Origin of the sequence: Neochlamydia sp. EPS4, from assembly GCF_000813665.1 — a bacterium.
GTDB lineage: Bacteria > Chlamydiota > Chlamydiia > Chlamydiales > Parachlamydiaceae > Neochlamydia.
Genome location: NZ_JSDQ01000077.1, coordinates 16,693 through 35,797 on the forward strand (window position 1 = coordinate 16,693; position 19,105 = coordinate 35,797).

At 37.5% G+C, this 19,105-nt stretch carries 17 protein-coding genes; 9 read left to right on the forward strand and 8 right to left on the reverse strand.

Going from position 1 to position 19,105, the window contains the following annotated elements; all coding sequences use genetic code 11:
• Positions 1–181: 181 nt before the first annotated feature.
• The gene (locus DB42_RS07885; protein WP_039384164.1) at positions 182–385 is read right to left on the reverse strand and encodes a hypothetical protein; all 204 of its coding nucleotides are present in this window, start codon (positions 383–385) and stop codon (positions 182–184) included.
• Between the two features lie 364 nt (positions 386–749).
• Positions 750–992, reverse strand: a complete 243-nt coding sequence (locus tag DB42_RS07890; protein WP_044882497.1) for a hypothetical protein — start codon at positions 990–992, stop codon at positions 750–752.
• 306 nt (positions 993–1,298) lie between these two features.
• Between DB42_RS07890 and DB42_RS07895 the strand changes: the two genes are divergently transcribed.
• From DB42_RS07895 to dapA, 4 genes are all read left to right on the forward strand, one after another.
• On the forward strand, positions 1,299–3,482 hold the full coding sequence (locus tag DB42_RS07895; RefSeq protein ID WP_044882515.1) for an ATP-dependent RecD-like DNA helicase: 2,184 nt from the start codon (positions 1,299–1,301) through the stop codon (positions 3,480–3,482).
• Complete coding sequence (locus tag DB42_RS07900; protein WP_052436075.1) at positions 3,482–4,531, forward strand: phosphatidylserine/phosphatidylglycerophosphate/cardiolipin synthase family protein; 1,050 nt, start codon at positions 3,482–3,484, stop codon at positions 4,529–4,531. The genes DB42_RS07895 and DB42_RS07900 overlap by 1 nt, the downstream gene beginning before the upstream one ends.
• Before the next feature lie 158 nt (positions 4,532–4,689).
• Positions 4,690–5,472: a 4-hydroxy-tetrahydrodipicolinate reductase gene (dapB, locus tag DB42_RS07905; RefSeq protein ID WP_044882498.1), complete on the forward strand. Its 783-nt coding sequence runs from the start codon at positions 4,690–4,692 to the stop codon at positions 5,470–5,472.
• Entirely contained in the window at positions 5,462–6,346 is an 885-nt protein-coding gene (dapA, locus tag DB42_RS07910; protein ID WP_044882499.1) for a 4-hydroxy-tetrahydrodipicolinate synthase, read from the forward strand. Before dapB ends, dapA begins: the two co-directional genes overlap by 11 nt.
• 108 nt (positions 6,347–6,454) lie before the next feature.
• Here dapA and DB42_RS10595 read toward each other — a convergent pair whose 3' ends face one another.
• Together DB42_RS10595 and DB42_RS07920 are read right to left on the reverse strand one after the other, a co-directional pair.
• The gene (locus tag DB42_RS10595) at positions 6,455–9,208 is read right to left on the reverse strand and encodes a leucine-rich repeat domain-containing protein (protein ID WP_052436076.1); all 2,754 of its coding nucleotides are present in this window, start codon (positions 9,206–9,208) and stop codon (positions 6,455–6,457) included.
• A 468-nt stretch (positions 9,209–9,676) separates the two neighbouring features.
• Positions 9,677–10,363, reverse strand: coding sequence for a uracil-DNA glycosylase (locus tag DB42_RS07920; RefSeq protein WP_238579014.1), 687 nt, complete (start codon positions 10,361–10,363; stop codon positions 9,677–9,679).
• Positions 10,364–10,954: 591 nt separating this feature from the next.
• On the opposite strand from DB42_RS07920, the gene DB42_RS07925 reads away from it, so the two are divergent.
• The 5 genes from DB42_RS07925 (at position 10,955) to DB42_RS11890 (ending at position 15,920) form a co-directional block, all read left to right on the forward strand.
• Positions 10,955–11,608, forward strand: coding sequence for a type IV toxin-antitoxin system AbiEi family antitoxin domain-containing protein (locus DB42_RS07925; RefSeq protein WP_052436079.1), 654 nt, complete (start codon positions 10,955–10,957; stop codon positions 11,606–11,608).
• Between the two features lie 2 nt (positions 11,609–11,610).
• Positions 11,611–12,459 carry a nucleotidyl transferase AbiEii/AbiGii toxin family protein gene (locus DB42_RS07930; protein ID WP_044882501.1) on the forward strand — a complete coding sequence of 283 codons (849 nt, stop codon included), beginning with the start codon at positions 11,611–11,613 and terminating at the stop codon, positions 12,457–12,459.
• Between the two features lie 712 nt (positions 12,460–13,171).
• Entirely contained in the window at positions 13,172–15,022 is a 1,851-nt protein-coding gene (locus tag DB42_RS07935; RefSeq protein WP_044882502.1) for a serine protease, read from the forward strand.
• A 383-nt stretch (positions 15,023–15,405) separates the two neighbouring features.
• Positions 15,406–15,663, forward strand: coding sequence for a type II toxin-antitoxin system Phd/YefM family antitoxin (locus DB42_RS07940; protein WP_044882503.1), 258 nt, complete (start codon positions 15,406–15,408; stop codon positions 15,661–15,663).
• Positions 15,664–15,758: 95 nt separating this feature from the next.
• Positions 15,759–15,920, forward strand: coding sequence for a type II toxin-antitoxin system RelE/ParE family toxin (locus DB42_RS11890; RefSeq protein ID WP_080502792.1), 162 nt, complete (start codon positions 15,759–15,761; stop codon positions 15,918–15,920).
• 95 nt (positions 15,921–16,015) lie between these two features.
• Here the strand turns inward: DB42_RS11890 and DB42_RS07945 are convergent, their stop codons facing one another.
• From DB42_RS07945 to nadD, 4 genes are read right to left on the reverse strand one after another with little or no spacing between them, the layout of a single operon-like run.
• Positions 16,016–16,438, reverse strand: coding sequence for a bis(5'-nucleosyl)-tetraphosphatase (locus DB42_RS07945; RefSeq protein ID WP_044882504.1), 423 nt, complete (start codon positions 16,436–16,438; stop codon positions 16,016–16,018).
• Positions 16,438–17,685 (reverse strand): beta-ketoacyl-ACP synthase II, encoded by a 1,248-nt coding sequence (gene fabF / locus DB42_RS07950; protein ID WP_044882505.1) that lies wholly within the window; start codon positions 17,683–17,685, stop codon positions 16,438–16,440. Before fabF ends, DB42_RS07945 begins: the two co-directional genes overlap by 1 nt.
• Before the next feature lie 17 nt (positions 17,686–17,702).
• The gene (rsfS, locus tag DB42_RS07955) at positions 17,703–18,068 is read right to left on the reverse strand and encodes a ribosome silencing factor (RefSeq protein ID WP_044882506.1); all 366 of its coding nucleotides are present in this window, start codon (positions 18,066–18,068) and stop codon (positions 17,703–17,705) included.
• Between the two features lie 14 nt (positions 18,069–18,082).
• Positions 18,083–18,718 (reverse strand): nicotinate-nucleotide adenylyltransferase, encoded by a 636-nt coding sequence (gene nadD / locus DB42_RS07960; protein ID WP_044882507.1) that lies wholly within the window; start codon positions 18,716–18,718, stop codon positions 18,083–18,085.
• Between the last annotated feature and the right edge of the window lie 387 nt (positions 18,719–19,105).

The following is a 19,105-nucleotide window of genomic DNA, read 5'->3' on the forward strand; positions in this document are numbered from 1 at the left end:
CCTTCCCATCATTTGTTCAAAAATAAAGGTGGGTCCGCCTACATTTTCTGCGCAATAAATATTTTCTTCTAATTAAGCAAGATAAAAAGTCAAGGTTAATTTTATTAGTCTCTATTCCTTAGAATTAACGACCCCTGCTTTTTTCTTAGGAAAGAAGCCTTTTTAAGTAAGGCTTAATTCTTTATAAGAAAGCTTCTTCTTCTTTTTCATCGATAAAAGATTGAGCTCCTTGTAATAGATAAGCAACTAGGGAAGCGTCCCCTTCATAAGTCATCTGCACCTGCATGTTACCATCTTCAACAGGCTTATCGCAGGTGATAAGAACATAACAAGCATGATTTTTAGCTAACGTATCGTATAATTGCTTTTGCTTATTAGACTTCATCTACTCTCCTTAGCATTTGCCTCCACCTCTGATTACTTTTTGGCTTAAAGCCTCTTTATAGATTCTATTTATCAATTAAAAGCTCACTCTACCATCTATGCTTTTAACCTAATATTTGTCACCTTATACGATGAGGGTAATTATGAAAAGTTAATTTGATAAGATTTTTTATTGAATGTGTAAGCTAATGTAAATAGGCACTCTACAAAAAAGTTTTTCTAAATTAATGGGTCCTTTACCCTTTAAGTAGAGAAAAAAAGTCAAAAAAACCTCCTCTAAAGCTGAAGTGAAAAAAAATCTAAGCTTATTTTTATCTTCTTGCTTGGCGTTTACCTCAAAGAAAACATAAACATCTACTATTCTTTTATTTAGTAAAATAGTCGTAGAAGGAGTCTGCCCTCATGCCTGGCCATTCATAATTTTTTTCATTTAAATCACCGATAGGGCTATCTATCGCTCTTCCATATAGTAATCTGGCCTGCGTCTTCGGACCATAACAATCTTCTTTTATTTGACTCTCTTGCTCACCAACATTCTGTTCCTCTCCTCCCTCTAAAGGCATATATCCTATCACCACTATTCCCATTAAAAAAGCTAATCTATACATTTTTTTCTCCTTTGCCACCATAAATAGTATTATTTATTTTTTGAATAATTTTTCAATCTTTTAATCACTTAAAGAGGATAAAGAAGCTGAAAGCACCAGATATTTCTCTCCTTTAACATTTGTTAGTAGGCCAGGTGTCATCATGGATAGGGATAGCTAATTTTAGACTTTAAGGCAGAAATAGTTAATATTTAAAAAAGATCTTTTCAAAAGTAGCTGACCTACCTATACTACAAGATGAATAGATGTAAATTTTTTAACTCTTCACCTGATTATCCATTTTTAAATAGCTCAATCAAAATGCTTATGGAAATTGTTGTTGGCTACATTGAGAGAATTACCTTTCAAAATGCAGAGACAGGCTATACGGTTGCACAGCTAAAAACAGCTCAATTAAAAGAGCTTGTATGTGTGGTCGGAGTCATGCCTACTGCTCTTCCTGGAGTTACGGCGCGCTGTAAAGGACATTGGAAGCAACATTTGGTCCACGGCCGGCAATTCATCTGTCAAGAATATCAAGTAGAAGCCCCTGCTGATCTTTTAGGAATCAAGAAATACTTAGGCTCAGGGCTGATCAAAGGAATTGGCCCTAAATATGCTGAGCGCATTGTGGAAAAATTTGGGATAGAAACCCTCAATGTAATTGATCAAGCTTCTCATAAATTATTAGAAATTGAAGGACTGGGAGAAAAAAGAATTGAAAAAATTAGATCCTGTTGGGATGAGCAAAAATCTGTACGAGAGGTCATGATATTTCTGCAGTCTAAAGGTGTAAGCCCTGTCTATGCTCAAAAAATCTATAAAAATTATGGTAATCATAGCATTGAGAAAGTTCAGCAAAACCCTTACATTCTTGCCCAAGAAATTACAGGCATTGGATTCAAAACAGCGGATGCTATTGCCAAAAAAATGGGAATGGAACACGATGCCCCTTCAAGAATTGATGCAGGCATTGAATTTATCTTATCCGAATTGGCTAAGGATGGACATGTCTGTTTTCCTTTAGAAGAGTTTGTTGCCGAAGCTTCAGAAAAGCTGGAGGTGGAGAGCCTCAAAGTGAATGCCCGTATTTCCTCTTTAAAAGATGAACGGCGCATCGAACTATTCGATCTGGTTAACAACCAAAAGATTCAAACTTTTATCTGGAATATGTCCTTGTTTGTAGCAGAATCGGGCATTGCCCGTGAAATTAAACGGTTAAATAGCTGTGCATGTAATTTAAGGGCTGTAGATATTCCAAAAGCTCTTGAGTGGGTGCAGTTAAAGTTAAATATTAAATTAGCTAATAATCAAAGCATTGCTATAAAAAATTGCCTTTATCAAAAGCTTCATATTATCACAGGCGGCCCGGGTACGGGGAAAAGTACCATCACGAATGCTATTTTGGCTATTACAGAAAAATTGAGTGATAAGATTCTCTTGATGGCGCCTACTGGGCGTGCCGCTAAGCGTATGAGTGAAATTACAGGTAAAAAAGCCTCCACTATTCATAGTATATTGGAATACAATTTTAAAAATGGGGGTTTTAAACGTAATCGCGAAAATCCTTTGGATTGCGATCTACTGATAGTGGATGAAGCCAGTATGATTGATACCTTTCTCATGTATAGCTTATTAAAAGCTATTCCCAATACATGCAGGCTTATCTTTGTGGGAGACATTAATCAGCTACCAAGTGTAGGCCCTGGCAATGTCTTAAGCGATATGATTAACTCACAGACAATCTCAGTCACCCTGCTAACAGAAATTTATCGTCAAGCGGCAGGCTCGCGTATTATTACTAATGCTCATAAAATTAATAGTGGGGTCTTTCCAGATATTCATAACCATAGTGAAAGCGATTTTTTCTTCCTTGAAGCTGTAACCCCCGAAGAAGTATTAAAAAATATTATCGCCCTTATTGCCCAAAGACTTCCCCAAAGGTATGGCTACGATCCTCTCCATGATATCCAAGTGCTGACACCCATGCGTAAAGGAATCATTGGTGCCGACAACTTAAACACTGTTTTACAAGAGACTCTTAATAAAAACAGCAATCCCTTATTTAGAGCAGGGAGAAAGTTATTAGTCGGAGATAAAGTTATGCAAATCCGCAATAATTATAAAAAAGAGGTTTATAATGGAGAAATAGGAGTAATCAAAGAGATAGACATTATTGAACAACAAGTTCTTATACAAATAGAAGATCGTAACATTATTTATGAATTTACTGATCTTGATGAAATTGTCCTTGCCTATGCTGTTTCCGTGCATAAGTATCAAGGTAGTCAATGTCCTTGTATTATTATGCCTGTGCATACTACCCATTTTGCTTTGTTATATCGCAACTTACTCTACACGGGGGTAACACGTGGGCAAAAGCATGTAATCCTTGTCGGAAGCAAAAAAGCGATTGCTATCGCTATTAAAAATGATGAAGTAAAAAAACGTCATACCGGACTTTATCATGCTCTTATAGGAATTAATAATATTAGCGTAAGCATGCCGTAATGAGAAAAAGCAAAGCCCCCTTATTTTCTGAGAAATTTCTCATCCAGTCTGCCTTAACGCTTATCTCTAGTCTACTTTTAATTGGTACAGCTTTATTCCACGATGCTTTATGGATAAAACCTACTCCTGTAGCCGAAGAAACACCTAAGTTTTTATCCAATCAAACAGGTGATCAGCTGGAAAACGCTTACATTTCGGCTATAAGCAATGCTAAAAAATCTGTTCTCCTCCTTATTTTTTCTATGACGAGTGAGGAAGTCATCGACGCCCTACGCCAAAAAAGCCAAGAGGGTGTGCCTGTCAAAGTTATCTGTGATGCTAAAGCGTGCCCCTATATTAGCAAAAAATTGGGTCCTCAGGTGGAGCTCATTCGTCGTTTAGGTAAGGGGCTTATGCACATAAAGATCTTAGTGATTGATGATATAGAATGTTGGATTGGCTCTGCCAACTTCACTAGCGAATCTTTAAATATGCATGGTAACCTTGTCGTAGCCTTAAAAAACGAAGCTCTTGCTGCTACTATTAAAGAAAAGGCTTCTACTTTGCATGAGTATGATAGAAAGGGCGAGGTCACTCACCACACCTACTTGGCTGGTGACCAAGAGTTACAGATCTCTTTTCTTCCTGATGATAAAAAAGCAAGCGTGCGTATTAAGCAACTGATTCGAGAAGCTAAAAAAAGTATACGCATCGCTATGTTTACCTGGACACGCTTTGATATGGCTAAGGAAGTGGTGGAGGCCCAAAAGCGAGGTGTTAATGTAGAAGTAGTGTTGGATAGAAGTTCCTCTAACGGGGCTAGCGCTAAAATAGCAGAAATGCTTAAAAGCCACCGTGTTAAATTATTTTACAGTGCAGGCACAGCATTACTTCACCATAAATTCATGTGGCTAGATGATCATACATTAGAAGTAGGTTCTGCCAATTGGACTAAAGCTGCTTTCACACAAAATGACGATTGTTTTTTAGTTCTCCATCCTTTAACTCATGAGCAACGCCAACATATGCAAAACTTATGGCAAGCCATTAAAGCAGACTCCATTCGTTAATAAGCTAGCCGTAGGATGTTAACTTGGATTCAATTCTTTAAAACGCTTCCTTCACTTATTAGAGACATAAAAATAAACCAGCTAAAAAATTACAGAAAAATGGTTTAAATTTATTTACATTTTTTGTATCTATTGTTAGCTCAATCGAGGAATTTGTCATGAAAATTGCGCTTATTGGATATGGTAAAATGGGACATCTGATCGAAGAGATCGCCTTACAGCAAGGCCATACCATTATAGCTATACTCCCCTCCAGCGAGGCTGTCTCTTCTCTTAAAGAAAATTTAATTCAGCAAGTGGACATTTGCATAGATTTTAGTGCTCCTCAAGCCGTTTTAAGTAATCTTCAAAGGCTTGCTCCATTTAAAAAAAATATAGTCATGGGAACAACAGGCTGGGAGGAACATTTAGATGAAGTGAAAAAACTTATTCATGAACACCAAATAGGTTTTCTATTTTCTCCTAATTTCTCTGTTGGAGTCCACCTTTTTAAAAATATTGTGGAAGCTGCTGCCCAATTAATGAATGAATTTGAAGATTACGATGTGGCTGGGCAAGAACTTCACCATTATCAAAAGAAAGATAGCCCTTCAGGAACAGCTAAAAGCTTGGTTTCCATATTGCTTGAAAAAATTCAGCGTAAAAAAAACCCTCTTTATGATAGGGTTGATCGTCCTATAGCCCCTCATGAACTTAATTTCTCAAGTGTGCGCTGTGGCTCTATACCTGGCACCCACACGATAATCTTTGACTCCCCTGCTGATACTCTTACAATTACCCATCAGGCAAGGAACAGAGAAGGCTTTGCGCGCGGGGCCTTGGCAGCAGCCGAGTGGTTAATAGGAAAAAAAGGAATTTTTACTCTAGAGGATATGATTTGCTCCTCAAAAAACATTTCCAACACCTGTCATTTACCAGGAAATAATTATAATGAAACCTAAAATTTGCGGTGCCTATACCGTGCTTATTACCCCCTTTGATAAAGAAGGACAATTAGATGAAGAAGGCTTAAGAAAAAATATTCGTTTTCAGCTATCTTATCACATTCAAGGATTAGTGGTCTTAGGTACCACAGGTGAAGCCCCTACTTTAAGTCAAAAAGAAAAAGAGAAAATTATTAGTATCGCCCGAGAGGAAACAGAAGGTAAGTGCCTTCTTATGGTTGGTACTGGTAGCTATGCTACCCATGCGACTATCGAAAACACTTTAGCCGCCCAAGATGCTAGCGCTGATGCTGCGTTGGTGGTTACGCCTTACTATAACAAGCCTACTCAGGAAGGTTTATATCAACATTTCTCTACTCTTGCTAAAGCGGTCAAGCTGCCCCTTGTCATTTATAATATTCCCGGTAGGACGGGTCAAAACCTGCAGATCGAGACATTAAAACGTTTAGCTGCCATAGAAAATATAGTAGGAGTAAAAGAAGCATCTGGAAATATTTTACAGATGATGGATGTAATTGAAAGTATAAGGCTTATTAGATCTGACTTTAGCATTATGTCCGGCGATGATGCTTTAACTTATCCTTTGATGGCTCTAGGGGGACATGGCATCTATTCTGTTTTAAGCAATTTACTTCCCCAAGAGGTTAAAAAATTATGCGATCTAATGGTAGAAGGAGATTATCCTACCGCGCGTGCTTTGCATTATGAATTGCTTCCTTATATGAAAAGTATGTTTATCGAAACCAATCCTATTCCAGTGAAAACAGCAATGAATCTAACAGGCCATGCCGCAGGCCCTTGTAGGCTACCCTTATGTGCGATGAGCGACGAAAATCTAGAGAAAATAAAAAAGTGTCTAAAAGTTTTATAGCTAGGAAAACGGTAAACAAGATAGATCGTTAATGAGGTGCTATAATAAGTTTATATTTTTTTACAAGTTAAGGCCTAACCTTTATTTAAAGTATAGAATTGGATTTATTCATTCATTCATAGCATCTAAGAAGAAGGGAAGCCTGGCAGATAGCTGGCTTATCTCCTCAGTAAGATTGCTTATTGGGTTATTTTCTAAGGCAAGCATTTGCAGCATAGATAACTCTCCTAGGCAGGAAGGCAATGAGCTAAGCTGATTATGCTCTAAAATAAGCTCTTGCAAATTAGATAATTTTCCTATCTCGCTAGGAACAGAAGTAAGCAGATTGTTGCTTACATAAAGCTTTTGGAGTGCAGAGAGTTGCCCTATTTCACTAGGCAGAGCAGTAAGCTGATTATGCTCTAAAATAAGCTCTTGCAAATTAGACAATCTTCCTATCTCGCTAGGAATAGAACTAAGCAAGTTATTGCTTATGTAAAGCTTTTGGAGTGCAGAAAGTTGCCCTATTTCACTAGGAAGAGATGCAAGTTGGTTATCTTCTAGGATAAGCTCTTGCAGTTGGGACATCTGCCCTGTTTCAGCAGGAAGATGGGTAAGTCGATTGTGATTTAAGGTAAGTATTTTGAGCTTAGCTAGTTTTCCTATCTCGACAGGGAGATGAATGAGTTGATTATGATCTAAAGTAAGTTCTTCCAGCTGAAATATCCGATCGATCTCATCAAAAAGAGAAGTAAGTTGATTATACTCTAAGGTAAGTTTTTGCAAGTAAAAAAGCCATTGCATAGCTGCAGGGAGATGGGTAAGTTGATTATGATCTAAGGTGAGAACTTGCAAATTAAACAGTTTTCCTATTTGTTCGGGAAGAGAGGTAAGTTGATTATATTCTAAAGCGAGATCTTCTAAGTGGAATAAATTCTCTATTTCACAGGGAAGAGTTGTTAATAGATTATAATCTAAGTTGAGAACTTGCAAATTAAACAGTTTTCCTATTTGTTCGGGAAGAGAGGCAAGTTGATTATGATCTATATTAAGCTTTTGCAACTCAGATAAAAGCCCTATTTCGCCAGGAAGTGTGATTAATAAATTGTTGCTTAGGTTAAACTTTCGTAGTTTAGAGAGCTGCCCTATCTCAGCAGGAAGAGAACTAAGTTGGTTATGCTCTAAAATAAGCGCTTGCAATTGAAATAGACCCCCTATTTCTTTAGGAAGGCAAGTAAGTAAGTTACTGCTTGCATAAAGTCTTTGGAGTTCAGCTAGATGGCCTATCTCAGCAGGGAGAGAGCTAAGTTGGTTATGCTCTAAAACAAGCTCCTGCAATTGAAATAGATATCCTATTTCTTTAGGAAGGCAAGTAAGTAGATTATTGCTTGCATAAAGTCTTTGTAGTTCAGTTAGCTGGCCTATCTCAGCAGGGAGAGAGCTAAGTTGGTTATGGTGTAAAACAAGTTCTTGCAGCTGGGATAAGCCTTCTATTTCTTTAGGAAGGAAAGTAAGTAAGTTGCCACTTACGTAGAGTTTTTGTAGTTGAGACAACTGGCCTATCTCAGCAGGGAGAGAGTTAAGTTGGTTATGGTCTAAAACAAGTTCTTGCAGCTGGGATAAGCCTCCTATTTCTTTAGGAAGAGAAGTAAGGAGATTATTACTTACGTAAAGCTTTTCTAGATTCAATAACTGCCCTATCACAGTAGGAAGAGAGTTAAGCTGGTTATGGCTTAAAACAAGTCTTTGCAGCTGGGATAAATCTCCTATCTCTTGAGGAAGGGAGGTAAGTAGATTATTATCTACAAGAAGATTTTCTAGATCCAACAATCCGCCTATCCCGGTAGGGAGAGAGCTAAGTTGGTTGTGTTCTAGATTAAGGTATTTCAGCTTGTGCAGCTGATTTATTTCTTGCGGAAGAATTGTAAGCTGATTGTGTTCTAAAGCAAGCACTTTAAGCTGGCTTAGCTGGCCTATTCCAGCAGGAAGGATAGTAAGCTGATTGTATTCTACAGTGAAACCTTGTAGCCGAGATAGCTGACCTATTTCAGCAGGAAGGGAGATGAGTTGGTTGTATTCTAGATAAAGACCATCTAGCTGGGACAATTGCCCTATTTCAGTAGGAAGAGTGGTTAGTTGGTTATGATCCAAGTAGAGAATTTCTAAGAGAGATAACTCTCCTATCTCCTTAGGAAGGGCTGTGAGCTGATTGTGATTTAAATATAGCTTCTGCAGCTTGAATAGCTGGCCTATCTCAGGCGGAAGAATAGTCAAATTGTTTTTGGTTAAAGAAAGTGTTTGTAGGCAAGACAATAATCCTATCTCGGATGGTAAATAAGTCAAACCAATTTTTTTTAGGTTTAGATCTACGATATTTGCACCATATCTTTCCAGCCAAGGCCTAAGAAGAGCTCCTTTTTTTTCTACGGTCAAATTTATAATTTTTTCATTCTCTAAATATTCTTTTCCACCCTCCAAAGCTTTCCATAATAAAAGGCGATTAATATTGACTAGGTAAGAGTAATAGTTAGCTAATGTCAAGTACCTCTTTTCCTCAGTCTTCCATTTAAATTCTGAAGGAGAAAATGATTTAGCTAATTTAAAAAGACGTCTGAAAATTTTATTTATCTTTTTCATATATGAAAGCTGAGCATCTATTTGATAGATTTTATCTATAATGAGTGCTTGCCCAGTAACATTTCCTTTAGGAAAATGAATACGACCTATCTTTTTGTAAAGGCTCACCATTACTTCATTCGCTAGAATATGTTGCCATTCCGTGCAAACACTGAGCAAAGACGGGTGGGCACAACACTCCAAGATAGGAGCTAGAACTTCATTAGGCAATTGCTCGATGGTAATAGAAGAAGTGAAAGGATGCATGTGGTTATCTCCTTAATTTTTGGGTCAAAACCTCTGCAAGATAAATTCAGCATAGGGTGAAAAGATAAAACTAGCAAGATAATCTTTGCTACAAATCGTTAACACTGAAGCGTGAAGATATGAATATTGCCAGAGAGGCTATAAAACCCTCTATCAGACAAAGTTGATGATGAGTTCGTCTCCCGCTTGATCCTGCCCAGCGATTATCACATAGGCCTTTGCTGAAATATTTAAAAGGCCCTCCAGGTACATTCTCTTAATTCTAGATATCACTTAAATAGGCTATTGAGAAATCCACTCATCTACAATTTTTTCAGATAAAATCTTTAGACTTAATTTTTAAAGGAATAAGGTTTCATTGGCTAATTTATCATAGCCACATTCTCCTCTATGGAAGGAAGAAAGCTTAAAAGAAAAAGTTAATTTTAAATTCAGATTTCGAAATATTTTATCAGCATAAGCAAACAATCATTGGGCTTTTTTAATTTCTTCAAGCAGATCGTAAAACATTTTCTCCGTCAATGTGCCTGTATTGACATTACGTGGCGTAGGATGATAACTACAGTAAAGCTTAAGGCCATTTTCTAGCCTATAAAAAGCGCCGTGCTTAAATTTTATTCCTTTTGTAGATAGGCCCTGCTTTTTTAATGCTAATAAAAAGGCATCGAATGCTAATTTTCCCAGCACTAAGATTACACGTAATTTAAAGAGCATTTCTATTTCTTGCATATAATAGGGGTGGCAATTCACACATTCTTGACGAGTAGGCTTATGTTTAGGGGGAAAACATTTGACCGCTGCCGTTAGATAACAATCCTTTAATATTAAGCCGTCATCTAAAGACTCGGATATAGGTTGATTTGCCCACCCCTGCGCATAAAGCGCTTTGACTAAAAAACGTGCAGTTGCGTCGCCTGTAAAAACGCGTCCCGTCCTATTTCCTCCATCTCCCGCAGGGGCAAGCCCCGTGATCAATAACCAGGCTTGCTGATCACCAAAGCCTGGCAAAGGCCTTCTCCAATATTTTTGATGCTGATAGAGAGGCCTAGCAGGCACTGTCTCGCGATGAGCTACAAGGCGCGGACACTTTCGGCAATTGATGACCACTGCTTGAAAATTTTTCCACATCGATAAATTATTTGTTTTAGTAGCCATAACTCAACTTCTCCTTTCCCTTATTTTATCCTCACTAAAATTATTAAAGAGCTATCAAGTTTCAAAAGGAGCCTAACCATATAATTTCTTTATAAAGCAGGGACCAAAAACCCTTAAAGCCTAAAAAGGTAACAGCCTTTCTTTTAGTTAGCCGGCTCTTACATAACATTCATTTTCTGGAATTTTTTATGCAATGTGCCATGCATTTCTGGCAGCATATAGGACTAGCCTAGTTAATGAATCCATTTTATAGTTAAAAAGTATTTTATTGTTTAGGTTACTTTTTTAGAATTTTTTTGTTTTTTTTAAGATCTTAGGACTCATTTTTGTTTTAGATATAACCAAAAGCTTTCGGTAGGGGTTATAACGCTCCTTCCCTTAATAAGGTTTAATAAAGTATCCTAAATTTAAACCTACGCCCCGCTGAGAGGCAGAACTTTTGTTACATTTCCCCTTTATCTTTCGCAACTACCCCATAACATTTTTTTAATTACTTACTAGTTACCAAGCCTCTATCGGAATATAAAATAATATTTTATCATCAATTTGCTAAGAATTCATTTTAAAAAATCTTTTGACTGTGAATCTTTAATGGATAAAAATGTAGTGAAAAGTCAACTTTTACCATCATTACTATCCATGAATGCAAAACAGAAAGCCCTTGATCTTTTTAAGAAAAACCACGGGCTGCTTAGGACTGCAGAAGCGATCCGTTTAGACATTCATCCTCGCACATTATATCAAATGCGAGATGAAGGGCTTTTAGAGCAATTAGCTAAGGGAGTCTATCGTTTAACAGAGATGCCTGATTTTTCTGAGCCTGACTTGGTACTGGTATCTAAGAAAATCCCTCAAGGTATTATTTGCCTGATTTCAGCTTTGGCCTACCATGAAATTACTACCCAAATCCCTCACTTTGTCTACGTTGCCCTCCCCTCTAAGTCTAGAAAGTCCCGTTTGGACTATCCCCCCATTCGTTACTTTTACTATTCGGAAAAAGCCTATGTTCAGGGCCTTGAAACAATACTAATAGGAGGATACCCAATCAAAATTTATAATATTGAAAAGACCTTAGCTGACTGTATTAAATTTCGTAATAAAATTGGCAAAGGGGTGGTTATTGAAGCCTTAAAAATGTACTGGCAACGCAAGAATACCCAAATCGATAGATTATATGAATATGCAAAGTTAAACCGCGTGGAAAAAATTCTTCATCCCATGATGGAAACAATAGTCAGTCATTAGAAATGGAAAAGCTTAAAAAAAACCTAGATGAATCTATCTATAGCCGTCTAAAGAATGTGGCTAAGCAAAGAAAAAGACCTGTTCAAGAAATTCTAAAATATTATGCAATTGAACGCTTTTTATTTCGTTTAAGTGCCTCATCTCATCAAATTTTTTTTTATTTGAAAGGAGGTTTGATGTTGATGGTCTGGAATCCTATGAACCATCGACCGACGGTAGACATTGATCTGCTTGCTAAAACCTCTAATACAGTTTCCCATTTACAAAAGATCATCCATGAGATCTGTTCTACTGAAGTAATTCCTGATGGCCTGTTATTTGACGTAGAATCGTTAAGATTATCGGAAGCCCAGTTGGAGGCAGAATATCATGGAATAAGTGCTTCATTTTCAGCTAAGCTATTTACAGCAAAGCTTCCCATGCGGATAGATTTTGGATTTAGTGATACTATCTTGCCTCAGCCTGCTATCGTAAAATATCCTACCCTTTTGGATTTACCTGCACCAACACTGGAAGGCTATACCCCGCAAACCTCAATCGTCGAAAAGTTTGAATCCATCATTCGTTTAGGATTTGCTAATACCCGCATGAAAGACTTTTATGACATCTGGCTATTGATTCAACAATTCGATTTTGATCGCGACGAACTGCAGGCTATCATTCAGCAAATTATCAAGAACCGTGGCACGATTGTTAAAAGCTCTCCCATAGCATTTGAGGAAACCTGTTATAACCATCCACTAAAGCAAGATCAATGGAAGGCCTTTCTGAAAGATATTTCTCATGAAGTTATACCTTTAAAACAAGTTATGCTTGATTTAAGAAACTTTTTCAGCAAACTTATTTTTTAGAATAGAAATACTATAAATATACATTACATGCAATTGAGCTAAGATGTTAAATCTCCTCTTAGTGACCTTCAAAAGCTGTTGTTAAAGCATATCTTAAAATTGCGAGAAAAGGGTGAGAACTTCTTAAATCAGCTTAAGAAACCTACTCAAAGCCAACCACACGCTGGGTGTTTTTCTGTTTCCTAGGCCTGCATATGGTCTTTATTGACCATAAAAAATTGCAAATTACCAATTTGAAAGAACGTCATAAAACTATCCTTAGATGCTTAGGGCCTCCTTACCAAAAATTCTATTATTCTGAAATGTGGTGAGAAATCATGGATAAAGGTAGAAGTAGCTTTACAGTATATAGATTTAACAGCTATTAAAAGGTCTAAGATAGAAGCATTAACTTTGTATGCAAAAAGATGGATTGTAGAAAGAATATCTGTTTGATTTGGTAAGGGTCGCAAATTAATTAAAGATTATGAGGCTTTGCCAGACGCCAATCCAGCATTCCTTTACTCAGCTATGATACGCCGCATGGTAAGAAGAATAATTGTAACAAATTAATTTATAGAATGTTTTTACACCTCTATAAATTGCAGTTTATCTTTTAACAAAAAATTCATTTATGGATTTTAATTGTTTTGATTAATAGCCTATTGCTTTGCATGGAGAAAATTTAATTTTTTAAAGATGAAGAAAAATATTATATAAAGGTAGAGCATTGATGGAGCCAGGTTTAAAAGCATTATACCATGATATAGATACCCGAATGAATATCTATGAATTGGATAGCCTACAGGAGGATGAAAAAAAAGCCTTATATCCCGATTTAGCTAATATAAAGGCAAATGCATTAGCTGTCGCCTGTTTAATGACCTCAAATGAGATATTGGAAACCCGATGGGGCTATAAGCTACATCCTGGGCTGATAAATCTTTCTGAATTAGTTTCAGACAAGCCTATTGAGAGAAGCAAACCCTATGAAACATTTAATGCATCACTCGCTCCTACAGAAAAATTCCGTACTGAGCTGGTTGCCGGTTTCGGCTCTGGATTTTTAGTTAGAGAAGATGAAATCTTGACAGCAGGGCATTGTGTTTGTGTGAATGATGCCTCGTCTCAATTAAAACCAAAGTCCGCGATGGATAACATCAGAGTTGTATTTAGGTATCACAAGCCAGATCAGCATGCAGAAAAAAAAATTTTTAATGAGAATGACGTCTATAAGATCAAAAAAGTCTTATTTTATAGTTTCTCATATGGAGATCCTACAGTGGCTGATTGGGCCTGGGTTAAGCTAGATAGACCTGTTTCAGGAGGAATCAAACCTATTGAAGTTGATTTTTCTGCAACTATGGGGCAATCCATTTACGCCATAGGATGTCCAAATGGAACAGCGGTTAAATGTGCTGGTGTAGGTTATTCAACGATAAAAAATGTTACTACAGATCAAATTGAGAGTGATCTCGATGTTATGGCAGGAAATTCAGGTGGCCCCATCATTGATAGAGTGGCTAATAAAGCTATTGCTATTCTAATTAGAGGGAATGAGGATTACGAAATTGACAAAAAGCACGAGAAAAAAACAGGAGAAAGAAGAGTTATTAATTTTTGTGTACCTTCAGCAACCGGTAAATATGAGATAGGTCAACGAATACCGTCTCGAATTCTTAATTTGCCCCAAGATATTGCTTGCGAGATTCCAGAAATGAATGGTCCTTATACCCCGCCCTCCCCAGAAAAGCTTTATAGTCATCCGATGGTTAAAATTCATGCATTAAGTGTAGGTTGCATGATGCCTGAAAATTGTCTAAATCAAATAGAAGATGATTATATCTTAAATGAAAACATACCTACTTTTGCGGAACGTGTTAACAGCAGCATGCATCAAGTATCATTACCATTAGTTGGTAATGAAGATTTTCACCAAGATCCTGCAGCAGGACTTAGTACCGCTTTTCTCGTGGGCCCGGACATGGTTTTAACTGCAGGTCAAGCGGTAAGTGATCGACATTATAAGGTAAAAAATCTTGAATTGTTAAATCGTATGTGGATTGTATTTGGGTTTAAAAAAGAGGAAACAAATACATGTAGAAAAGCTTTTCCTAAAAAGGATGTTTATAAACTGAGTAATGTTGTAAGCCTAAAATGCGATAAGCTTTCCAATTGGGCATTACTTAAATTAGATAGGCCAGTAGAAGGTAGAGATCCTTTGCCAATAGACTTTTCTCCTGTTTCAGCTGGCACTGAAGTCTATATGTTAGGATATCCTTTTGGTACTTCTTTGAAGCTTGCCAGAAATGCTCAGATACAATTAGTAGAAGCAGTAATTTTAGAAGCAAACATCAATGGTTTTTCTGGAAATGCAGGCTCGCCCATATTTAATGGTAGCACTCATAAAGTAATAGGACTTCATATTGGCGGCCTTAGAGATCATCGAATTGATGAAGCTCATGAAAAAGCCACTGGTGAAAAAAGAATCATACTACACAAAATAACTAAAAAAGAAAATGACCGAATGGGATACGAAAAATTTCAGCGCATAAGCGTAATTAAGGTTCTTAAGAAAATATAATTAAATATATTTACCTGTGCAGGATGCTAATAGAGACACCTTCACCACAACTCCTCAGCCTTTGAAAACAGTATTTAATTTTTTCAACGAAGAAGCTTGCTGAGAAAACTGAAAAGGTAAATAGCTACCCTATAAACAAGAATATCAACGGGAAATGCACACTCCTAATAGACTTACGAGATAATTTGCCAAGCTTGACGACAAATATTCTCTCTTTTGTCACAGTTGATAGCTCGGCTTATCAGTACCGATTGTACGTCTTTAATTTTTCTTCTCTTTACCCTGCAAAATATGCCAATATAGCTTCTTGCATGTTTAAGCTTTCCACTGATTAATAAGTGTACAAATGCTAGCATTTTAAATAGACATTTAGGGGTAAAAATATGAATACTAGAAAAGCTTTTTCTCAAGCCCGGAGCGAGCTAACTACAATCGTCAATCATGTAGCATTTTGCCATGATCGATATGTTTTAACTCGTAACGGTAAAGATGTGGCCGCTATAGTGCCTATCGACGATCTAGAAATGCTAGAGACACTAGAAGATGAGCGTGATATCGAGGTAGCACAACGTGTAGACAAAGATATCAAAAAGCATGGTACAGTTAAATGGAAAGAGATTAAAAGAGATTTCGGATTGTGATTTCCGAGATTAATTGGGTCGTATTGCGCTTAAAAGCATAGTTAAGATTCCAAAAAAGAGCTTAAGCGCATTCAAAGTAAGCTTGAGCTCTCTCATTGGATCCCCCTCCCGAAGATCTGAAAAAGATTCGAGGGGACGATAATTTATATAGAATTCGGAACGGAAATTATCGCATTCTCTATAAAATATTTGATACCAAGCATTACGTTTTAATAGTAGACATAGATCATAGGAAAGACATCTATAAAAAATTTTAAATATCTATTAATTTGTGGATGATCTGCTATCGCTTGTAAAACTACTTTTTTACTAACTATTATTCAAGGGATAATTGCCCCTTGGATGAATGCATCTAAATTTCCGAGACAATTTGCAAAGCCTGGCGACAAATATTTTTTCCTTGATCAAAGGTAATGCAATCAGCTGCTTGGCTTAGCGGCAACCATTGTACAGCTTTAATCTCTTCTTCCATTCTCTTTACTTCTCCTGCTACCTGAGCAATATAGTAAATAACAGTCTTATGAATGAGTACACCTTCAAATTTGAAGTAAAAGCTTTCCTCAAAAGTTTGATCAGATAGAAGCTTGCAAACCTTTAAACCGGTTTCTTCAAACAACTCTCTTTGAGCTGCTTCCCAAGCAGTTTCGTGGGGATCAGGATGACCTTTAGGAAAACCCCAATGTCCCGCGTGTGATTGGACAAGCAGGACATGCCAGCCATCTTCAAGCTGAGCTAGGGGAACAATGCCGTAGGAATATTCTTTCTTCGTAGCCATTAGGGATGGTAAGCTCCTAGCACAATAGTAGCGTTATGACCGCCAAAGCCAAATGTATTGGAAATAGCAATGTTAATATCCTTTTTTTCCGCTACGGTCGGTATATGGAATTCTAGATCAGGTTCAGGATCTTCCAAGTTTATACTCGGATGAACCCATCCTGACTCAATCGCTTTGGCTGTAACGACGGCTTCCATCGCTCCTGCAGCTCCTAAGCAATGTCCAATCATCGATTTGGTCGAATTCATAATAATTGAGCTAGGTTCTTTGAAAACTTTTTTTAAAGCTCGCACTTCCGCCATATCGCCTGCAGGCGTCGAAGTCCCATGCGCATTAATATAATCTACTTCCTCAGCTTTTATGTCTGCATCGGCTAAAGCATTGCGTACGCATAAAGCTACGCCTTCACTATCAGCGCGAGGCTCGGTAATGTGATAGGCATCACATGACATACCCCCTCCTAAATACTCCGCTATGATTGGAGCTCCTCGGGCTAAAGCATGCTCCAAACTTTCAATAATAAAAGTCCCTGCGCCCTCTCCCATTAAGAAACCATCACGGCCTAGATCCCAGGGACGAGAGGCTTTTTCTGGTTCATCATTACGCTGAGACAAGGCTTTGCATGAGCAAAAACCCGATAAACCCATGGGGATAATAGGAGCTTCAGAACCGCCGCAGATCATTAAATCTGCCTCACCTTTGCGAATATGGTTAGCTGCTGCAATGATCGCATTATTTCCCGTAGCACAGGCTGTCGAAACAGAATAATTAGGTCCCATAAAGCCTATATCCATGGCAAGCATAGCTCCACCCATGTTGGTAAGAATATAGGGCACAAAGAAAGGACTGACCCATCGCTGGCCTTTTTGTATGAGCGTCTGAACGCCTTGACAGTAGACATCCATCCCCCCCATACCAGAGCCAATAACCACACCACAACGCTCTTTATTAAGCTTTGCTATAGCCTCAGGATTAAGCTGGCTTGCTTCTAAAGCTTTTTTTCCTGCCACTAGCGCATAAGCGATATTTTTATCAATGCGACGTGCTTGCTTTTTATCAATATAATCACCAGATTCAAAATTCTTAATCGAAGCAGCTATGCGAGTAGGATAGTCTTCACAAGGAAAACTTGTAATCAAGGAAGCTCCACTTTTGCCGTCCAATAAAGATTGGTAATAATCATCTACCTCGTTACCAAAACAAGAGACGATACCCATACCGGTGATAACAATGCGTTTTTTCTTCATGAAATAACTTAAACCTTTTAATTTTCCTTCACATCAATGTGAAGATCTACAATTTTTGCCTGTTGCCACAGCTGCTCCAGCGCATATTTTTCTCGTAATTCTGGAATAAAAAGATGAATGATGATTTCCCCATAATCCATCACTAGCCAATCAGGAGCTTTAATCCCCTCAATATGGAGAAGCTCATCCCCCCCTTGGGTCATCACCTCTTCGATTGTTTTTGCTATAGATCTAACATGACGATCAATATTCCCTTCAGCGATCACATAGAAATCGGTCATCGTAGAAAGATCACGAACATCTAAAGCGAGTATGTTAAAACCCTTTTTATCATAAATAGTTTGAGCGATTAAATCTAAGTTTTTTAAAACAGTTTTTGACATATTCTTTTAAGTTTTTATTTTTGTCCTGGCCTAGAAGAATATAAATGATTTTGATATATGTAGTCTATCACTTTTGCAGGGACTAAATGGCCAATATACAATCCTTGTGAAACTCTTTCACGTATGCGGCTCGCGCTGATTTCCATCACGTAAGTAGAAGTCATTCCCGTTTGGAGCGCTGCGCAAATCTCTGGATCTCCTTCCCAAATAATAGGTTGTTCTGAAGCATAGCGACGGCAGATAAGAGGTGTAGCTAGCGTAAGAATCTCTTTAGCCTCCTTCCAATGAACAAAGCTGAAGGCAGTATCTTCACCCATAATTAAGTAAAATTTACTTGGATATGCTTCTTTTTTTTCCTCCTTAATAATTTCACGTAAAGTATCAATAGTATAAGAGGGTCCGGGACGATCCAATTCATAAGGAATGATGCCAAAATAGGGAAGTTCCTGCAGAGCAATTTCTAGCATTTTAAGACGGTGATAAGCCAAAGTAGGTTCTGCACCTAACTTGTCAGGATTGACTAACGCTGGGCAAAACCATATTTCATCGAGTTGATGAGCTTCCATGATTTCTATAGCAGTATTTAAATGTCCTAAATGAATAGGATCAAAAGTACCACCATATATTCCTACATGCTTATGAATACGCATTTAAAGCTTACATCCCATGGTTAATTTTGTAATATTAAAAGAGTTAAGGGTTTCCCTTTATCAGCATTTTATTCCTATTTTATCTGGCCAAATGCCCACACGCTCTAAAAAAGTATAAAAGTATGCCTTTTCCCATCAAGCTTTTTTAATAAAACTATTAACATACGACTTCAAATTTTAAAATTATTTTATTTTTCATAGCAAAAAACGTTTTATTTTACCCTCTTGCCTGGGTATTAAAGTGCTAAACCATTTTGATGTTGCTAAAAGTCACCAAAGCCTGTTGGCTATTGACGGAAACACATCGGCGCAACTGTTAAGATCTCTTATCGCTATTAAAAAATTTGTATACTTGTACAAGGCAATTCGTTGTAGGCTTTTTACTCT

Coding starts and splice junctions, on each gene's coding strand:
- nadD (WP_044882507.1), bottom strand. CDS start 18,718: ATGCGTATTCATAAGCATGTAGGAATATATGGTGGTACTTTTGATCCT.
- DB42_RS07885 (WP_039384164.1), bottom strand. CDS start 385: ATGAAGTCTAATAAGCAAAAGCAATTATACGATACGTTAGCTAAAAAT.
- DB42_RS07930 (WP_044882501.1), top strand. CDS start 11,611: ATGGAAAAGCTTAAAAAAAACCTAGATGAATCTATCTATAGCCGTCTA.
- DB42_RS07895 (WP_044882515.1), top strand. CDS start 1,299: ATGGAAATTGTTGTTGGCTACATTGAGAGAATTACCTTTCAAAATGCA.
- dapA (WP_044882499.1), top strand. CDS start 5,462: ATGAAACCTAAAATTTGCGGTGCCTATACCGTGCTTATTACCCCCTTT.
- DB42_RS07920 (WP_238579014.1), bottom strand. CDS start 10,363: ATGGCTACTAAAACAAATAATTTATCGATGTGGAAAAATTTTCAAGCA.
- DB42_RS07925 (WP_052436079.1), top strand. CDS start 10,955: ATGGATAAAAATGTAGTGAAAAGTCAACTTTTACCATCATTACTATCC.
- DB42_RS10595 (WP_052436076.1), bottom strand. CDS start 9,208: ATGCATCCTTTCACTTCTTCTATTACCATCGAGCAATTGCCTAATGAA.
- dapB (WP_044882498.1), top strand. CDS start 4,690: ATGAAAATTGCGCTTATTGGATATGGTAAAATGGGACATCTGATCGAA.
- DB42_RS07940 (WP_044882503.1), top strand. CDS start 15,406: ATGAATACTAGAAAAGCTTTTTCTCAAGCCCGGAGCGAGCTAACTACA.
- DB42_RS07890 (WP_044882497.1), bottom strand. CDS start 992: ATGTATAGATTAGCTTTTTTAATGGGAATAGTGGTGATAGGATATATG.
- DB42_RS07935 (WP_044882502.1), top strand. CDS start 13,172: ATGGAGCCAGGTTTAAAAGCATTATACCATGATATAGATACCCGAATG.
- DB42_RS07945 (WP_044882504.1), bottom strand. CDS start 16,438: ATGGCTACGAAGAAAGAATATTCCTACGGCATTGTTCCCCTAGCTCAG.
- rsfS (WP_044882506.1), bottom strand. CDS start 18,068: ATGTCAAAAACTGTTTTAAAAAACTTAGATTTAATCGCTCAAACTATT.
- DB42_RS07900 (WP_052436075.1), top strand. CDS start 3,482: ATGAGAAAAAGCAAAGCCCCCTTATTTTCTGAGAAATTTCTCATCCAG.
- fabF (WP_044882505.1), bottom strand. CDS start 17,685: ATGAAGAAAAAACGCATTGTTATCACCGGTATGGGTATCGTCTCTTGT.